This is a genomic window from Cupriavidus sp. 10L45, assembly GCF_056395225.1.
On the sequence record NZ_JBFTJC010000004.1, the window covers coordinates 134,794 to 151,139 of the forward strand.

Sequence of the window (16,346 nt, forward strand, 5' to 3'; positions counted from 1 at the left end):
AGCAGAAATGCATTCGGCGGCGGCGGCCCCCTGACAGGGAGCCGCCGCCGCCGTCCTGGTGGGGGATTCAGTCCAACTGGGCGCCGGAGGCCTTGACCTTCTCCACCGCCAGCGCACGGTCCTTGACCAGCGCCTTGGCGTATTCCTGGGGCGAGTCCAGCACCGGGTCCAGCGCGTATTTCTCGAGATTGTCACTGCGGAATTGCGGGTTCATGACCACCTTCTTCACGTCAGCGTAGATCTTCTGGCGCAGCGCCTCCGGGGTGCCACCCGGGGCGAGCAGGCTGAACGGGAAGCTGGCGTCGAGCTTCGGATACCCCGCTTCAGCAAACGTCGGCACAGTTGGCAGGATCGAAGCCCGCTTGGCCCCGTTGATGCCCAGCGCCTTGACCTTGCCGCCCTGCGCGAACGGGCCGACCACTGACCCCGCGCCAATCGTCACCTGGATGGTGCCGCCCATCACGTCCTGCAGGGCCGGCGCGAGACCCTTGTACGGTACATGGACCATTTCCAGCCCGTTCTCCTTGGCGAACCACGCCAGCGCGAGGTGGGTGGTATTGCCAATGCCCGCCGAGCCGTAGCTCACCTGGCCGGGATGCGCCTTCACATAGGCCACGAAGCTGCGCAGGTCCGTCACCGGCAGCGACGGCGAGACGGCGATTGCCATATTGGCCATGGCCACCCGCGTGATCGGCGCCAGTTCCTTGATCGGGTCGTACGGAAGCTTCTTGAACACGTACAGATTCAAGGTGGCGGCGGCATCGGTGGCCAGCAGCAGGGTGTAGCCATCGCCCGGCGACTTGGCCACCGCCGCCGCGCCAATGACCTCATTGCCGCCCGGCCGGTTGTCCACCACCACCGGCTGGCCCCAAAGCGTGGCGAGCTGCGCCGAGAGTGCGCGCGCCAGATTGTCGACCGGGCCGCCTGCGGCATAAGGCACTACCAGCCTGACCGGCTTGTGCGGCCAGTCGGCCGTCTGTGCACCGGCACTGCCCGCGCAGCATACGGTCAGGATCGAAAAGAAGAGCTTCAAGCGTTTCATGGTCATCCCCAGGGTGCTGGATCGAACCCGCAAGCCTAAACATATCCCGCTAGCCCGGTCCCGCTGTTTCGAAAACGTTTTCGGTACAGTAGGCCCAGCACCCTGGGGAGTCAATATCGATCTATGCGTTATCAGGGAAAATACGGGGGAATAGAATCGATAACGTTTTCGATGTGATGTTTTCCTGCCGCACTGGCTAGCCCTAGTTGCCGGGCGCGTTGCCGGCAGGGTCTTCCAGTTGCAGCAGGATCTTGCGCAGGCTCCTGGCCACCGAAGAGCGCTCCGTAGGGGACAGGCAATCCAGCAACTGGTTGGCTTCCTTGAAATGCGCGGTGAGCACGGCGTCTGCCAGTTCCAGCCCCTGCTCGGTCAGCACCACCAGCGTGCCGCGCCGGTCGCTGGGATCGGGCTCCCGCCTCACCAGCCCGCGCTTTTCCACCCGGTCGATCCGCAGGGTCATGGCGCCGGATGACAGCAGCAGCGCCCGGGACAGCGCGCTGGGGTTCAGCGCATAGGGCGGCCCGGTGCGCCGCAGCGTGGCAATCATGTCGAACATGTCCCAGGTGATGCCGTGAGGCGCCAGCCACCGCTCGGACGCCCTCATCGCCAGATCGCGAATCCGCAGGATGCGGCCCAGCACCAGCACGTGGTCCGTGACGAGATCAGGCCGCACGCGCGCCCACTCTTCATCGAATGTGTCTATCAAATCGTGTTTATCCATATAAGAAATTGTCTCGGGCGCTTGCTATCTTTGCGTAAAGTATCTTTATACAAAGATACTAATGTTTGACTAACCCTACAAGGATACAAGGAGACTTCGATGACGACACGCTTCCGGCTGCTGGTTTTCCTGCTGACCTGGCTGGCATTCGCCCAACCGCCCACCGCGATGGCGCAAACCCCGGCCAGAACCAAGGTGCGCGTGGCGTCCGTGGTCTCGGCGGCATGGCTGCCGCTGTGGATTGCCAAGGACAAGGGCATGTTCGAGGCGCACGGGCTGGACGTGGACATCACCACCGTCCAGAACGTCTCCACCGTGGTCGGCGCGCTGGGCCGGCAGTTCGAGGTCTCCGGGTGCACGCCCATCGACATCATCAAGGCGCGGCTGCGGAAGCTCGATGTCGTGGGCATCGCGGGCAATACGCAGGAGCTGACGGCCAACCAGCAGATGCGGCTGGTGACCCGCGCCGACAGCCCGATCCGGGACCTGGCCGACCTCAAGGGGCAGGTCGTGGCCACGCCCTCGCTCAACGGGGTGATCCACATCGCCACGCTCAATGCGCTGCGGCAGCGCGGCGTGGACCCCAAGGCCGTCCGCTTCCAGGAGATGGCTTTCGCCAATATGGGCGACCAGCTGGCGGCGGGGCGCGTGGCGGCGGCGGAGATCGTCGAACCCTACGCCTCGGCGTCGATGAAGGTGGGCGTGCGTACCCTCGGCAACCCCATGCTCGGCGTGGCCGACCCGGTGATCCTGACCTGCTGGATGGCGAGCGGCCAGTGGGCCCGTGACAACCGGGGCGCCGTGGCGGCCTGGCGCGCCGCGCTCAACGACGCCATCCAGTACATCCAGAAGAACGACCAGGCGTCACGCGCGGTGCTGGCCAAGTGGACCCGCCTGCCCGATGCGGTGGCAGCCTCGGTCCATCTGCCGGCCTACACCACCCGCCTCGGCGATGCCGAGATCGACACCTGGATCCAGACCGCCGTCGCCGTCGGCGCCATCAACGAGAAAGCAAGCGCCATCGGCGCCAGCCTCAACTAGTTCACGACCTATGAACGCATCGGTATTTTGCTGTGAGCAGGCGGAAGTCAGACTGACGTCGGCAAGTGGGGAGAAGACGATTCTCCAGGGCATCGACCTGAATATCGGCCGGGGCGAGTTCCTCTGCATGGTGGGCGGCTCCGGCACGGGCAAGACCACCCTGCTGCGCGCGCTCGGCGGGTTCTGTGCGCCGACCGGCGGCGCCGTCTTCTATGAAGGTGCCGCCTTCAGCGGCCCGCCGGCGGGTGTGGTGACGGTGTTCCAGGACTATGGCAACGCGCTGCTGCCGTGGCGGACGGTGCGCGGCAACGTGGCCCTCGGCATCGAGGAACAGGTCTCCGGCGCGGCACTGGACGACCGCATCGACGCCGCGCTGGCCATGGTCGGCCTGCAGCAGGCGGCCCGGGAGTATCCCGCCAAGCTGTCCGGCGGCATGCAGCAGCGACTGCAAATCGCCCGCGCACTGGCGCTGCAGCCCAAGGTACTGCTCATGGACGAGCCATTCGGCGCGCTGGACGCCATGACCAAGGCCAAGCTCCAGGACCAGCTTCGGCACATTCAGGCCAGCACTGGCACCACCATCGTCTTCATCACGCACGATGTGGACGAGGCAGTCTATCTGGGCGACCGCGTCATCCTGCTCGCCGGCTCGCCGGGGCGGATTACCTCGGAGCTGCGTCCTGCGCTGCCCGCCACGCGCGACCAGATTTCGACCAAGGAGATGCCCGAGTACCTCCACGCGCGTCATGAGCTGCTGGAGCGCCTGCACGGAGCGGCCCGATGACGCCCCGCCTGCGGCAAACGCGCCAATGGCTGCTCCCGGCTGCCCTCCTCGTGGCCTGGCAACTCGCGGCCACGGCCCAGGAGGGGCCCAGCATCCTGCCCTCGCCCGTGGAGATCGGCCAGACCCTGCTAGAGACGCTGGTCAGTGGCCGGCTGCCGGCCGATGCGCTGCATACCTTTGCCGCGGCCATCGCCAGCTGGGTGATCTGCCTGCTGATCGGCATCCCGCTCGGCATGGCGCTCGGCAGCGCCGAGCGGCTGCGCGTCGCCCTGTCGCTCTTTATCGAGCTATTGCGGCCCCTGCCGGCCGTGGCGCTGATTCCGCTCGCCATCCTCGTGTTCGGCTTCTCCTGGCAGACCGAGATCACCGTCACGGTGTTCGCCAGCGTGTGGCCGCTGATCCTAGCCAGCCGGTCCGGCATCGAACGGATGCATCCGCGCATCCTCGAGGTGGTCAGCACGCTTCACCTGCGTCGCTGGCATGCGCTGCGCTGCGTGATCACGCCCGCTGCGTTCCGCCAGATCCTCGTGGGCGCCAAGCTCAGCTTCAGCCTATGCCTGGTGGTCAGCGTGGTCGCCGAGATGGTTGGCAACCCGGCTGGACTGGGATGGGGGCTGGTCAGCGCCCAGGAGGCCATGCGCGCCAGCGAGACATTTGCCTATCTCTTCGCCATTGGCATTCTCGGCGTCTGCGCGAACTGCGCGCTGGACTTCGCCGTCAAGCATCTGTTTCCTGGACTGGCCCAGGGCAACTGAAAGGACTGTGCTCATGAACAAGATGTCCCGTGGGCTGCTCAGCCTTGCCACGCCCATCGCCCTGCTCGGCGTCTGGGGGGCGCTGGGCGACCCTGCCTCGCCGGTGGCGCCGCCCCCGCAGACGTGGCTGACGCAGGCGGCCGTCATGCTGGCGGCGGGTGACCTGCAACTGGCGGTCCTCGCCACGCTGAAGACCGTGCTGCTCGCCACGCTGGTTGCCGGCATCGCCGGCACGGTGATGGGCGCCACGCTGGGCGCGCGCCGTGCCATCTCCGACACGGTGGCGCCCACGCTCGAATTCCTGCGCTCGATTCCGCCGCCGACCATCGTCCCCGTGGCGATGCTGCTGATCGGCGCCGGCACCGGGCTGGATATCTCGGTAGTCGCGCTAGCTACGGTCTGGCCGGTGATGCTCAATGTCCTGCAGGCAACGCGATCGATCCATCCCACACTGATCAGTACGGGCCACACGCTCAGGCTCTCGCCGTGGAGCCGGACGAGGAATATCTACGTGCCGTCCATCCTGCCCGGCGTGATAGCTGGACTGCGCGTGGCGGCGCCACTGGCGATCATCGTCGCGCTGCTGGTCGAGATGCTGGCCACCCGGCCGGGCATCGGCCGCCTGCTGCTCTCTGCCCAGCGGGACTTCGACGCCCCCGGCGTGTTTGCCCTGCTGCTGACCGTCGGCCTGATCGGCGTGGGCGTGAACGGCGCGTTTGAGTGGCTGGAGCGATCCGCCGCCAAACGCCTGCCTAACGCCATGCGCTGAGCCCTCTCTCTTATCAACGGAATTCTTGAGATGTCCATCGACTTTCAGATCATCGACCACGCCATCGCCCACATCATCATTGACCGCCCCGAGCGCCACAACGCGCTCGACGTCGAACACGACCGGGCGCTGGCCGGCGCCTGGAAGCGCTTCAACGACGACCCGCAACTCAAAGTCGCCGTCCTCTCCGCGCGGGGCGGTCGCGCCTTCTGCACGGGGGCCGATATTGGCAACTATCTCACCTATCGGCGCGAACTCGCCGAGAGCGACGCGCCCACATCCATCATCAGCTTTGCCGGCCTGACCGGCGCCGGGGACGTGGTCAAGCCGACGATTGCAGCTATCGACGGCATCTGCGTGGCCGGCGGGCTGGAGCTGGCGCTGGCCTGCGACATCCGCCTCGCCACGCCCGAATCGACTTTCGCTTTGCCGGAGGTCCGGCTGGGGATTCTTCCCGGCGGTGGTGGCACCCAGCGGCTGGCAAAGGTGGCGGGGATGGGTGTAGCCATGCGGATGATCCTGACCGGCGACACCTTCGATGCCAGCTTCGCCCTGAACCACGGGCTGGTGACCGAACTGGTGCCGAAGGCGGGACTGGAGGCAGCCGCGCTCAAGATCGCGCGCCAGATTGCCGGAAATGGTCCGCTGGCCGTCATCGCCGCGCGGCGCGCCGTGCTCGCCAGCCATGACCTCACGCTGGAGGCCGGGCTGTTCGAGGAATCGGCCTTGCAGCGGCTGCTGCTGCGCAGCCGCGACGCCCGCGAGGGCGCCACGGCATTCGTCGAGCGGCGACCGGCCGCCTATATCGGAAGCTGACGCCGGCCGGTGAAGCACCGGCGCAGGGTCACTCGCGCCGGAGCTTCTCCACGGCGTCCGGGCTGACGGCCGGGGCGCTGTTGTTCCAGCTGGCGCGGATGAAGGTCAGCACCTCGGCGACGTCGCGGTCGCTCAGGATGGCGGCGTACTTCGGCATCGGATACGGCGCCGGAATGCCGCGGATCACGAGGTCCGGCGTGCCGTGCAGCGTCACGTTGATCAGCGACGACGCATCGCGCTCCAGCACGTTCGGATTGCCAGCCAGCGGCGCGAGCAGGGGCGCAACGCCGCGCCCGTCCGCGCCGTGGCACTGCATGCAGTACGTGGCGTATAGCCGCGCGCCGGCGTTGCCAGCCGGGCGCTGCAAGGCCACCGTGGTCGTCCGGGCGTCGTACGCGTAAGGCGGAGCGCCGTTGCCACCCTGTGCCGGGAGCGACTTCAGGTAGGCGGCCATCGCCGCGAAATCGCCATCGGTCATCGCCTGCGTGCTGTTGTGGATGACCTCGGACATCGGCCCAAACGCCGTCGCGTGCCGGTTTGCCCCATCCTTCAGGAACCCCGCGATATCGGCTGCGCTCCAGCGCCCCAGCCCCACGTTGTGCTCGCCGGTCAGGTTCGAGGCGTACCAGCCATCGAGCAGCGCGCCGGCAAGGAACGCCTTGCCGCCCTCGTCCAGCGCCTTCTCCTGGAAGCCGACGCCACGCGGCGTGTGGCAGGAGCCGCAATGCCCCAGCCCCTGCACCAGATAGGCGCCGCGGTTCCACGCGGCGCCCTGGCCGGGCTTTTCCTTATAGACGGCCTTTTCGAGGAAGACGAGGTTCCAGAGCTTGAGCGGCCAGCGCATATTCATCGGCCAGCGGATGTCGGACGCCCGGTTGGCCTGCCGCACCGCCGGCACACCATGCATGAAATACGCGTAGAGCGCGGTCAGGTCGGCATCGTTGACCTTGGCGTAGGACGGATACGGCATGGCCGGATACAGGTTGTGGCCGTCCTTCGCCACGCCTTCGCGCATGGCACGGTTGAACGCCGCCTGCGTATAGCCGCCGATGCCGGTGGCCGGATCGGGCGTGATATTGGTGGTGTAGATGCGGCCCAGCGGCGTCGTCATCGGCAGCCCGCCCGCGAAGGGCTTGCCGCCCGGCGCCGAGTGGCAGGCCACGCAGTCGCCGAGCCTGGCCAGATACTCGCCGCGCGCGACCAGCGCCTGGTCCACCGCCGTGGCGGCCTGTGCGGGCGCCGCCCCGAACGCCAGCAGCGCGGTGCCGAGCAGCGCACCCGTGGATTTCAGCTTGTTCATCGTTTCTGTGCTCACGTGCGCGCCTTCAGTTGATCGCCCACCGGCAGGGTGTGCAGCCGCCGGCCCGTGGCCGCGTGGATGGCGTTGGCCAGCGCGGGCTGGAGCGCGGACGTTCCCGGCTCGCCGATGCCGCCCGGCGCCTCGCTGCTCTTGACGATATGGACGTCGATCTCCGGTGTCTCGTTGATGCGCAGCATCCGGTAGTCGTTGAAGTTGCTCTGCTCGACCCGGCCCGCCCGGATCGTGATCTGGCTGTAGAGCGCCGCCGTCAGGCCAAAGATGATGCCGCCCTGCATCTGCGCCTCGATCGTGTCCGGGTTGACCGCCATGCCGCAGTCGACCACGCAGGTGACGCGGTTCACGCGCACCTCGCCGTTCTGCACGGTCACATCGACGACCATCGCGAAAAAGCTGTCGAACGCATGCATCACGGAGACGCCGCTGCCCCGGCCATTGCCCTGGGACACGCCCGGCTTCCATCCGGAGGCCCGCACCGCCTCGTTCAGCACATACAACGCGCGCGGGGACTTGCGCAGCAGATCCCGCCGGTACGCCACCGGGTCCACCTTGGCGGCTTGCGCCAGCATGTCGATAAAGCTCTCGACCACAAAGGCGCCGCGCGTGGGCCCGACGCCGCGCCAGAAGGCCGTTGGCACGTCCCGCGGCTCCTGGCGCACGTAGTCAACCAGCTGGTTGGGCAGGTCGTAGGGCAATTCCGCCGCCACCGCCACGGCATCGGGATCGACGCCATTCGGCATCATCGCGGCCGGCGCGTAGCGGGCCATGATCGAGGAGCCGACAATGCGGTGCTGCCAGGCCAGCGGCTTGCCGCTATCGTCCAGCCCGGCGGAAATCCGGTCGTAGTAGTACGGGCGGTACATGTCGTGCTGGATGTCTTCCTCGCGCGTCCACACCACCTTCACCGGCACGCGCAGTTGCCGGGCGATCTTCACGGCCTGCGTGACCATGTCGATTTCCAGCCGCCGGCCGAAGCCGCCGCCGAGCAGGTAGTTGTGCACGGTGATCTTGCCGGGCGGCAGTCCGGTGACCCTGGCGGCCGCATCGACCACGCGCCCGGGCACCTGCGTGCCGGTCCAGACTTCGCAGCCATCCGGGCGCACATGCACGGTGCAGTTCACCGGCTCCATGGTCGCGTGCGCGAGGAACGGCTGCTGGAAGACCGCATCGATGCGCGTGCGGGCCTTGGCGAATGCCTTGTCGACATCGCCTTCCCGGCGCGCCACGGCGCCGCTGCGGCGCGAGGCCTTGACGAGGTCGGCGACGATCGTCTCCGTCGATACCTTGGCGCCCGGCCCTTCGTTCCAGCGAATCACCAGCGCCTGCAGCCCGCGCTTTGCCGCCCAGGTGTGGGCGCCGATCACGGCCACACCGTTGTCGAAGCGGACCACCTGCTGCACCCCGGGCATCTTGCGGGCGTGCGTGTCATCGACGCTGGCCAGCGTGCCGCCGAACACCGGGCACGTGGCAATCGCCGCATAGACCATGCCCGGCAGCCGCACGTCCAGGCCGAACATGGCGGTGCCGTCGACCTTCTCCGGGGAGTCGAGCCGCTTCACCCGCGTGCCGATCAGCCGGAAATCCTTCGGCGCCTTGAGCCGGACGTCCTGCGGCGGCGGCAGCTTCGCCGCGTCGTCTACCAGCTCGCCATAGCCGATGCTGCGGCGGCTGGGCGGATGCGTTACCCGGCCCGCCTGCGCGATACAGGTCGATGGATCGACCTTCCAGCGCCGCGCGGCAGCCGTGACGAGTAGCGTCCGCGCGCTGGCGCCGGCCTTGCGCATCGGCTCCCACGCGTAGCGGATCGAGGTCGAGGCGCCGGTCAGTTGCTCGCCCAGCAGCGGGTCGTTGAACAGCTTGCCATCGGGCGGCGCATGGACGAGCGTGATGCGCTCCAGCGGCACTTCCAGCTCCTCCGCCAACAGCATGGGAATCGACGTATAGACGCCCTGCCCCATCTCCACCTTCGGCATGATCAGCGTGACCTGCCCGCTGCGCGCGATCTGGATGAACGCGTTGGGCGCGAACACGCCCGGCTGCGGCGTCTCCACGCCATCCCCGCCGATGACCGACCGGCGCCCTTCGCCCTGGCTGCGCGCCGGCACGCTGAAGCCGAACAGCAGGCCACCGCCGCCGGCAGCGCCGACCATCGCGGCGAACTTGAGGAAGCCTCGGCGCGAGACGTCCGTCTCCTGTGCATCGCCATGCATGTCAGGCTTCCTTCGCGGCCTGCCTGACGGCGGCGCGGATGCGGTTGTACGTGCCGCAGCGGCAGATATTGCCTGCCATCGCGGCATCGATATCGGCGTCGCTCGGCTTCGGATTGCTGGCGATCAGCGCCGCCGCCGACATCACCTGGCCCGACTGGCAGTAGCCGCACTGCACGACATCGAGCGCGCGCCACGCGGCCTGCACGCGCTGGCCGGCCGGCGTCGCGCTAACGCCCTCGATCGTGGTGATCTTGCGCTCGCCAACGGCCGAGACCGGCATCACGCAGGCCCGCACCGCCACGCCATCGAGGTGGACGGTGCACGCGCCGCACTGGGCGATGCCGCAGCCGAACTTGGTGCCCGTCAGGCCGACGAGGTCACGAATCGCCCACAGCAGGGGCATGTCGGGCGGCGCATCGATCGTGTGCTGCCGGCCGTTGATATCCAGTCTTACCATGTGTGCCGCTCCGGTTTAGGGGGGATGCGCCAGCGCTCAGGGGCTGAGCGCGAAGCGCTGCGTGCCGTCCACCGGCGCGAGCCAGTACGGCGCGCGATCGGTATAGATCTCAAGGCCGGGCGGCTGGATGCCGGCCAGGCTGTCCAGCGTGCCTGCCTTCACCAGCACCACGCCGGGCATCGTCGACACCCGGGTGAGGATGGGCGACCCGCAACTACCGCAGAAATGGCGATACGAGGGATGCCCGCTGTCGCCCCGGTCCTCGAACACCCTGGTCTCGCCGTGCTGCGTGAAGTTGGCCTCCTTCACGAAGAGGTTGAACGAGAACAGGCTGGCGCTCTGTTTCTGGCAGTGCCGGCAATGGCAGATGGCCGCCGTCTCCGGCTCGCCCTTCATCACGTAACGCACGGCTCCGCACAGGCAGCCGCCTTGTCTTTCCTTCATGATTGGGATTCCCTGTTGATAGGTTGGATCAGTGTGACGGGTCTGGCGTCAGCACGATCTTGAAGCGGGCCTTCCCGCTCTTCATGCGTTCGTAGGCTTCCGCCGCGCGGGACAGCGGGTACTGCTCGATCATCGGCCGCACGCCGGACAGCGCGCTGAAGGCCAGCGTCTCCTGCGATTGCGCGGCCGTGCCCGATGGCCAGCCTTCCACGGCATTGCGGCGCATGATGAACTGCGTGGCCGAGACGGCGATGGGCTCCTCGGTCCAGCCGAGCATGACCATCCTGCCGTTCATGCCCAGCCCGCCGAGCGCGCCGCTCATCGCCTTGCCGCTGTTCGCGGTCGCCAGGATCACGCGCGCGCCACCGAGCGCCTGCAGCGCTTCGGCAACATCCTGCGTGGCGGCGTCGATGTAGTGATGCGCGCCGAGGTCGCACACCAGCGTCGCCTTGTCCTGCCCCAGCGCGATGGCTACGGTGACGAAGCCCATCTGCCGCGCGAACTGCACGCCGATATGGCCGAGGCCGCCCACGCCCAGGATGGCCACCACGTCCCCGGCGCGCGCACCGCTGTGGCGCAGCGCGTTGAAGGTAGTCAGGCCCGCGCAGAGCAGCGGCGCGGCATCGACGTCCGCAAGCGCGTCCGGCATGCGGGCGAGCGCCTCCTGCGGCGCCACCATGTACTCCGCATATCCACCGTCGTAGCTGATGCCAGGCACGCGCAGGTTGTCACAGCGCACGAAGTCGCCATGCCGGCAGTTGTCACAGTGCCCGCAGTGGCCACCGTGCCAGCCCACGCCCACCCGCTGCCCGGGCTGCCAGCCTTGCACGCCAGCGCCGATCTCGTCGATCACGCCCGCAATCTCATGGCCCGGCACACGCGGATACTGGATCCCCGGCCACGAGCCATCCAGCGTATGCGAGTCGCTGTGACAGATGCCACAGGCCTGCACCTTGATCCGCACATGCCCCGCGGGCGGCTCCGGGATCTCGCGATCCACCAGCTCCAGCGGGCCGCCTGCCTGCGCCACCTGCACCGCGCGCATGGTTCGCATCATTGGCTCCCGGCGGCGTCGGCGATGCGGATCAGCTTGCGGTTGAGGAACTCGCCAATGCCCTGTTCGGACAGTTCACGGCCAAAGCCCGAGTTCTTGACGCCACCGAACGGCAGGCCCGGGGAGTCGACGAAGCACGAGTTGATGTAGACCATGCCCGACTCGATGCGGGACGCCACCTGCTTCGCATGCTCGATATCGGCGTCGAAGACAAAGGCGCCCAGGCCGTACTTGGAGTCGTTGGCCAGGGCGATAGCCGCTTCCTCGCTATCCACCACATAGAAGGACAGCACGGGGCCGAAGGCTTCCTGTTGATACAGCGGATTGTCTTCGGCGATGTCAGTGATGATGGTCGGCTCGAGGTAGAAGCCGGGGCGGTCCACCCGCTTGCCACCGTAGACGATCGTCGCGCCGGCAGCCTTGGCGTCCTCGATCTGCTTGAGCAGCCCTTCCAGCGCGCGTTCGCTGACGAGGGGGCCGAGCAACGTGGTCTCGTCCGTGGGGTCGCCCACCTTGATGGCGGCAAACCGCTCCTTCAGCGCCGCCAGCATCTGGGCGCCCCGAGTCTTGCCCACCACGATCACGCGCTTGATATTGACGCAGCCCTGCCCCGAGTTGAACGTGCGGCCCATCACGCACTGTTCCACCGCGTGATCGAGCGGCGCGCCCTCCAGGATCAGCGCCGGATCGCTGCCGCCCAGCTCCAGGATCACCTTCTTGAGATTGCGTCCGGCCCGCTCGCCCACGGACGTGCCCGCCCGCTCGCTGCCGGTAAGCGCCACGCCGCGCACGCGGAAATCGTCGATCAGGCTGGCGATCTGGTCGATGCTGCAAAACAGGTTCGTGTACACGCCCTCCGGCGCGCCGGCTTCCTCGAACAGCCGCGCGAAGGCGAGCGCGCACTGCGGCACGTTCTCGGCATGCTTCATCAACACCACGTTGCCGGCGATCAATTGCGGCGCGGCCACGCGCACCAGCTGGTAGTAAGGGAAATTCCAGGGCTCAATCGCCAGGATCACGCCGATGGGCTCGGCCACCACCGTGGCGCCGGGCTCGCCGGGCAATGCCTGCGCCGCGAGCAGCCGTTCGCCATGCTCGGCGTAGTAATCCAGGATGTCCGCGACAAGATCGATCTCCATATAGCCAAAGCGGACCACTTTGCCCATTTCCAGGGTCGGATACTTCGCGTATTCATCGCGCTTCTCGCGCAGGATCTGGGCCGCCCGGCCCACGATGCGGGCCCGCTCGGCCACGGAACGGAACTTCCAGTCCTCGCGATAGCGCTTTTCCGCGGTGTCCAGCGCCGCGAAGACTTGCGCATCGGTTTGCAGCGGAAATTCCTTCACGAATTCGCCCGTGGCCGGATTGACTGTACGAAAGCTCATGGTCTGACTCCTGTTGAGAGTTTCGAAAATGAATCGAAAACGATTTCGATAAAAATAGTACCACAGCCGATAAATTTCAACCTGCTGCCACATTGTCTGATGGACAACGTCCCGAAAACGGTTTCACACCCTGCCCAGGACCCAATTCCGGAACGAAAAAAGGGCCGACAGCGTCACCGCTGCCGGCCCTCCCAACCAGACCCTGGTCAGTCCTGCTGCTACTTATTCATCACTTTTTTGTCGCATCTGCCAGCTTGGCTTCCGCGTCGCGCAGCGCGGTGCGCAGGCCCTCTTCCACCACAGGGTGGTAGAACGGCATGGCCAGCATCTGGGCGATGGTCAGGCCCTGCTGGCAGGACCACGCCAACAGGTGGGCGATGTTCTCGGCACGCGGGCCCATCCACTCAGCACCAAGGAAGCGGCCCGTGGCGATGTCCGCATAGACGTGCATCAGGCCCTTGTTCTTCAGCATCACGCGGCTGCGACCCTGATCCTCGAAGCTGACCTCGCCGGTGACGAAGCTGCCCGGCTCCAGGCTGGCGAAAGTGTTGCCGACGATGGCCAGTTGCGGATCGGAGAACACCACGGCCAGCATGGCGCGGCGGGCCAGCGGGCGCACGTCGGGCCAGCGCGCGGCGTTGTCGCCGGCGACCTTGCCTTCGTCGGCGGCCTCGTGCAACAGCGGCAGCACGTTGTTGGCGTCGCCGGCAATAAACACCGGCGCGGTACCGCACTGGAGCGTAAGCGGGTCGAAGACCGGCACGCCGCGCGCATCGAGCGCCAGCCCGGCATTCTCTATCGCCAGGTTGTCGACGTTGGGGCGGCGGCCCGTGGCTGCCAGCACGTAGGCAAAGCGCTCGGTCACGGGCTGGCCATCGGCATCCTCGAACGTGATCACCGCTTCGTCGCCCTCGCGGCGCATATCGGTCACGCGGGCGTCCGGCTGCAGCGAGAATTCCTGGTTGAACGCCTGCGCGGCATAGGCGCGGATCGCCGGATCGGTGAACGGGCCGACTGAGCCGCCAACGCCAAACACGCGCACCCGCACACCCAGACGGGACAGCGCCTGACCCAGTTCGAGCCCGATCACGCCGGGGCCGAACACCGCCACGCTGGCGGGCAGGTCGTCCCAGGCGAACACATCGTCATTGATGATCAGCCGGTCGCCAAACACCTGGAACGACGGCGGCACGGCCGGACGCGAACCCGTGGCAATCACCACGCGGCTGGCGCGCACCGTGGTGTGGTCGTCGATCTCCAGCACCGTGTTGTCGATGAAGCGTGCGTGGCCGATCAGGCGGTCCGCCGCCGGAATGTTCTCGGTCCCGCGCACCACAAAGCCAACGAAGCGGTCACGTTCGCTACGGACGCGGGCCATGACCTCGCGGCCATCGACGCGCACCGAGCCATCCACATGCACGCCGAATGCGCTGGTGTGGCGCGCCTCGTGGGCGGCCTCGGCGGCGGCGATCAGCAGTTTCGACGGCATGCATCCCACGCGGGCACAGGTGGTGCCGTAGGCGCCGCCTTCGATGATCACGGCGCGTTTGCCAGCCGCGATGGCGGCCCGGTAGGCCGCGAGGCCAGCGGTGCCTGCGCCAATCACGGCTACGTCGGTCTGGATGGTCGTCTTCATGATGCGATTCCTGGTAATGAGCGGTTTGCTGCTTTTTTTCTCAATCAGCGGACGGCATGACACCGGCGCCAGGCTGGGCGCCCGATGTCATCGGATCCGACGACTGTCGTGCTTCGGGAAATGTCCCCCTGGACACCGGCGGGAAACCGGGCCAGGGGAGGACGCGGGAGGGATGCGCTTAGCGCGACAGGTACTGCTCGAGCGCTTCAGCGCCGCCGATCAGATTGCCGTTGATGAACACCTGCGGGGCCGTCATGCTGCCGGACACTGCGCCCAGCACCTTGCCACGCACCTTGTTTTCCAGCGGCACGTCGATGTACTCGAAACCGTTGTCCGACAGCAGCTGCTTGGCCTTGGCACAGAACGAGCAGCCGACCTTCGAGAACACCACGACCTGGTCCGGGCCCTTCGCGTTCGGGGCGATGTGGTTCAGCATCGTGTCGGCGTCCGAGACCTTGAACGGGTCGCCCGGCTCTTCCGGCTCGATGAACATCTTGGTCACGACGCCGTCCTTGACCAGCATCGAATAGCGCCAGCTGCGCTTGCCAAAGCCCAGGTCGGCCTTGTCCACCAGCATGCCCATGCCGTCGGTGAACTCACCGTTGCCGTCGGGGATCATGGTGATGTTCTGCGACTCCTGGTCCTTGGACCACTCGTTCATCACGAAGGTATCGTTGACGGACACGCACAGGATGTCGTCCACGCCATGCTTGGCGAACACCGACGCCAGTTCGTTGTAGCGCGGCAGGTGGGTCGACGAGCAGGTCGGCGTGAAGGCGCCGGGCAGCGAGAAGACCACGACGGTCTTGCCGTCGAACAGTTCGGCCGTGGTCACGTTCTTCCATTCATTGTTCTCACGTACACGGAAGGTGACTTGGGGAACGCGTTGGCCTTCGCGGGATTGCAGCATTGGTAAGACTCCTCTGGGTTGGATTGGCGCCACGTGTCGTAGCGATGGGATGGATTCTGACGATCGCCATGTGATTTGTACAATTCATCGTTCCTACCTCGACGATTGATACAATCTATTATCAATCGGCGTTTTCCGATTGCTTTTCTCTATCGCACGGAATTTCCAAGGCTGCCCGGTTGACGTGAAATGTTGTAAAGAAGCGGGCCGCCGGGCTGCACGGCAGTTAGCATCCGGGCTTGTAAAGGCGGGTATGCCGCTTTTTGTGATGCATTTTTTGTTGCCCGATGTACGACTTCATTTGCCCCGCACTGGTTACACGCGTATTTCCCACGCTACCGCCGCAAGGCGGACGCGGCGACATTCACGTGACGGAAACGATGCGCGTGGATGATGGCCTGGAGGTCGTCGGCATCGGCTTCGCCGACTTGCGCTATGTGATGTTCTTTGCCGATGTCCCCGAGGACTTGGCGGATGAGCCGGCAGGCCAGGCGGCCCGCTTCGTCACGGTGGTGCGCGTGGAGGCCGACCACGGCACGATGTTCCTGCCGGACTTCTGGCGCCTGCCCTGCCCGCACATGGTCTGGCAGTTCTCGGAGGCCCTGCTGCAGGCGATGCGCCACCATGTGGACGCCCACCCGTCGGTGCAGCAGTACGTCTGCGTGTCGCAGACCCGAAAGATGGATTTTTTGTGCGAACGCGTGATCCGGCAATTCACGCGCACGCCAGGCAGCGCGCAATTCCGCTGCGTGACGCGGCCGGACGCTGACAGGACAATCAGCAGCACAATCGGGAAGGAAGGACGCTATGGCTTTGCACGTCACGAATCATGTTCGGCCTGAGGCGCTCGCGCAGCAGAAACGCCTGATGTCCGGCATCCTGGCCCGGGTGGCCCAGGCCACGGCGGCGCCCACGTTCGCGCTGTCGCCGCGCCCGCTGTTCCAAGCGACCTTGCGCCTGCCGCCGCCCGCCACGCAAGGGCCGGGCTAGCCGCGTCCCCTTCC

The 16,346-nt window shown here is 66.7% G+C and carries 17 protein-coding genes; 7 read left to right on the plus strand and 10 right to left on the minus strand.

Annotated features, from left to right (window positions below):
• Window positions 1–67 precede the first annotated feature (67 nt).
• Together AC1DFU_RS08705 and AC1DFU_RS08710 are read right to left on the minus strand one after the other, a co-directional pair.
• Window positions 68–1,042 (minus strand): Bug family tripartite tricarboxylate transporter substrate binding protein, encoded by a 975-nt coding sequence (locus tag AC1DFU_RS08705; protein WP_177219918.1) that lies wholly within the window; start codon window positions 1,040–1,042, stop codon window positions 68–70.
• Window positions 1,043–1,244: 202 nt separating this feature from the next.
• Window positions 1,245–1,748, minus strand: coding sequence for a MarR family winged helix-turn-helix transcriptional regulator (locus tag AC1DFU_RS08710; protein ID WP_186296776.1), 504 nt, complete (start codon window positions 1,746–1,748; stop codon window positions 1,245–1,247).
• Between the two features lie 114 nt (window positions 1,749–1,862).
• On the opposite strand from AC1DFU_RS08710, the gene AC1DFU_RS08715 reads away from it, so the two are divergent.
• Genes AC1DFU_RS08715 through AC1DFU_RS08735 form a run of 5 tightly spaced genes read left to right on the plus strand, consistent with a single transcriptional unit; the run spans window position 1,863 to window position 5,928 of the window.
• On the plus strand, window positions 1,863–2,804 hold the full coding sequence (locus tag AC1DFU_RS08715; RefSeq protein WP_144196545.1) for an ABC transporter substrate-binding protein: 942 nt from the start codon (window positions 1,863–1,865) through the stop codon (window positions 2,802–2,804).
• A gap of 10 nt (window positions 2,805–2,814) precedes the next feature.
• Window positions 2,815–3,588 (plus strand): ABC transporter ATP-binding protein, encoded by a 774-nt coding sequence (locus tag AC1DFU_RS08720; RefSeq protein ID WP_441592754.1) that lies wholly within the window; start codon window positions 2,815–2,817, stop codon window positions 3,586–3,588.
• Window positions 3,585–4,343, plus strand: coding sequence for an ABC transporter permease (locus AC1DFU_RS08725; protein WP_092294856.1), 759 nt, complete (start codon window positions 3,585–3,587; stop codon window positions 4,341–4,343). Before AC1DFU_RS08720 ends, AC1DFU_RS08725 begins: the two co-directional genes overlap by 4 nt.
• A 13-nt stretch (window positions 4,344–4,356) precedes the next feature.
• Window positions 4,357–5,112, plus strand: a complete 756-nt coding sequence (locus AC1DFU_RS08730; RefSeq protein ID WP_441592755.1) for an ABC transporter permease — start codon at window positions 4,357–4,359, stop codon at window positions 5,110–5,112.
• A gap of 30 nt (window positions 5,113–5,142) precedes the next feature.
• Complete coding sequence (locus AC1DFU_RS08735) at window positions 5,143–5,928, plus strand: enoyl-CoA hydratase/isomerase family protein (RefSeq protein WP_441592756.1); 786 nt, start codon at window positions 5,143–5,145, stop codon at window positions 5,926–5,928.
• Between the two features lie 28 nt (window positions 5,929–5,956).
• Here the strand turns inward: AC1DFU_RS08735 and AC1DFU_RS08740 are convergent, their stop codons facing one another.
• The 8 genes from AC1DFU_RS08740 to AC1DFU_RS08775 form a co-directional block, all read right to left on the minus strand.
• Window positions 5,957–7,228 (minus strand): c-type cytochrome, encoded by a 1,272-nt coding sequence (locus AC1DFU_RS08740; RefSeq protein WP_441592757.1) that lies wholly within the window; start codon window positions 7,226–7,228, stop codon window positions 5,957–5,959.
• Window positions 7,229–7,239: 11 nt separating this feature from the next.
• Window positions 7,240–9,456 (minus strand): xanthine dehydrogenase family protein molybdopterin-binding subunit, encoded by a 2,217-nt coding sequence (locus AC1DFU_RS08745; protein ID WP_144196540.1) that lies wholly within the window; start codon window positions 9,454–9,456, stop codon window positions 7,240–7,242.
• 1 nt (window position 9,457) lies between these two features.
• The gene (locus tag AC1DFU_RS08750) at window positions 9,458–9,913 is read right to left on the minus strand and encodes a (2Fe-2S)-binding protein (protein WP_092294846.1); all 456 of its coding nucleotides are present in this window, start codon (window positions 9,911–9,913) and stop codon (window positions 9,458–9,460) included.
• Between the two features lie 36 nt (window positions 9,914–9,949).
• Window positions 9,950–10,357, minus strand: coding sequence for a GFA family protein (locus AC1DFU_RS08755; protein WP_092294844.1), 408 nt, complete (start codon window positions 10,355–10,357; stop codon window positions 9,950–9,952).
• 28 nt (window positions 10,358–10,385) lie between these two features.
• On the minus strand, window positions 10,386–11,411 hold the full coding sequence (locus AC1DFU_RS08760) for an alcohol dehydrogenase (protein ID WP_211942885.1): 1,026 nt from the start codon (window positions 11,409–11,411) through the stop codon (window positions 10,386–10,388).
• Window positions 11,411–12,796 (minus strand): NAD-dependent succinate-semialdehyde dehydrogenase, encoded by a 1,386-nt coding sequence (locus tag AC1DFU_RS08765; RefSeq protein WP_092294840.1) that lies wholly within the window; start codon window positions 12,794–12,796, stop codon window positions 11,411–11,413. Before AC1DFU_RS08765 ends, AC1DFU_RS08760 begins: the two co-directional genes overlap by 1 nt.
• 229 nt (window positions 12,797–13,025) lie before the next feature.
• On the minus strand, window positions 13,026–14,432 hold the full coding sequence (locus AC1DFU_RS08770) for a dihydrolipoyl dehydrogenase (protein WP_441592758.1): 1,407 nt from the start codon (window positions 14,430–14,432) through the stop codon (window positions 13,026–13,028).
• Window positions 14,433–14,610: 178 nt separating this feature from the next.
• Complete coding sequence (locus tag AC1DFU_RS08775; RefSeq protein WP_441592759.1) at window positions 14,611–15,342, minus strand: glutathione peroxidase; 732 nt, start codon at window positions 15,340–15,342, stop codon at window positions 14,611–14,613.
• A 368-nt stretch (window positions 15,343–15,710) separates the two neighbouring features.
• On the opposite strand from AC1DFU_RS08775, the gene AC1DFU_RS08780 reads away from it, so the two are divergent.
• Together AC1DFU_RS08780 and AC1DFU_RS08785 are read left to right on the plus strand one after the other, a co-directional pair.
• Window positions 15,711–16,184: a hypothetical protein gene (locus AC1DFU_RS08780; RefSeq protein ID WP_441592760.1), complete on the plus strand. Its 474-nt coding sequence runs from the start codon at window positions 15,711–15,713 to the stop codon at window positions 16,182–16,184.
• Between the two features lie 25 nt (window positions 16,185–16,209).
• The gene (locus tag AC1DFU_RS08785) at window positions 16,210–16,332 is read left to right on the plus strand and encodes a hypothetical protein (RefSeq protein WP_255370820.1); all 123 of its coding nucleotides are present in this window, start codon (window positions 16,210–16,212) and stop codon (window positions 16,330–16,332) included.
• Window positions 16,333–16,346 lie beyond the last annotated feature (14 nt).

Coding starts and splice junctions, on each gene's coding strand:
- AC1DFU_RS08705 (WP_177219918.1), bottom strand. CDS start 1,042: ATGAAACGCTTGAAGCTCTTCTTTTCGATCCTGACCGTATGCTGCGCG.
- AC1DFU_RS08715 (WP_144196545.1), top strand. CDS start 1,863: ATGACGACACGCTTCCGGCTGCTGGTTTTCCTGCTGACCTGGCTGGCA.
- AC1DFU_RS08720 (WP_441592754.1), top strand. CDS start 2,815: ATGAACGCATCGGTATTTTGCTGTGAGCAGGCGGAAGTCAGACTGACG.
- AC1DFU_RS08725 (WP_092294856.1), top strand. CDS start 3,585: ATGACGCCCCGCCTGCGGCAAACGCGCCAATGGCTGCTCCCGGCTGCC.
- AC1DFU_RS08730 (WP_441592755.1), top strand. CDS start 4,357: ATGAACAAGATGTCCCGTGGGCTGCTCAGCCTTGCCACGCCCATCGCC.
- AC1DFU_RS08735 (WP_441592756.1), top strand. CDS start 5,143: ATGTCCATCGACTTTCAGATCATCGACCACGCCATCGCCCACATCATC.
- AC1DFU_RS08740 (WP_441592757.1), bottom strand. CDS start 7,228: ATGAACAAGCTGAAATCCACGGGTGCGCTGCTCGGCACCGCGCTGCTG.
- AC1DFU_RS08745 (WP_144196540.1), bottom strand. CDS start 9,456: ATGCATGGCGATGCACAGGAGACGGACGTCTCGCGCCGAGGCTTCCTC.
- AC1DFU_RS08750 (WP_092294846.1), bottom strand. CDS start 9,913: ATGGTAAGACTGGATATCAACGGCCGGCAGCACACGATCGATGCGCCG.
- AC1DFU_RS08755 (WP_092294844.1), bottom strand. CDS start 10,357: ATGAAGGAAAGACAAGGCGGCTGCCTGTGCGGAGCCGTGCGTTACGTG.
- AC1DFU_RS08760 (WP_211942885.1), bottom strand. CDS start 11,411: ATGCGAACCATGCGCGCGGTGCAGGTGGCGCAGGCAGGCGGCCCGCTG.
- AC1DFU_RS08765 (WP_092294840.1), bottom strand. CDS start 12,796: ATGAGCTTTCGTACAGTCAATCCGGCCACGGGCGAATTCGTGAAGGAA.
- AC1DFU_RS08770 (WP_441592758.1), bottom strand. CDS start 14,432: ATGAAGACGACCATCCAGACCGACGTAGCCGTGATTGGCGCAGGCACC.
- AC1DFU_RS08775 (WP_441592759.1), bottom strand. CDS start 15,342: ATGCTGCAATCCCGCGAAGGCCAACGCGTTCCCCAAGTCACCTTCCGT.
- AC1DFU_RS08785 (WP_255370820.1), top strand. CDS start 16,210: ATGTCCGGCATCCTGGCCCGGGTGGCCCAGGCCACGGCGGCGCCCACG.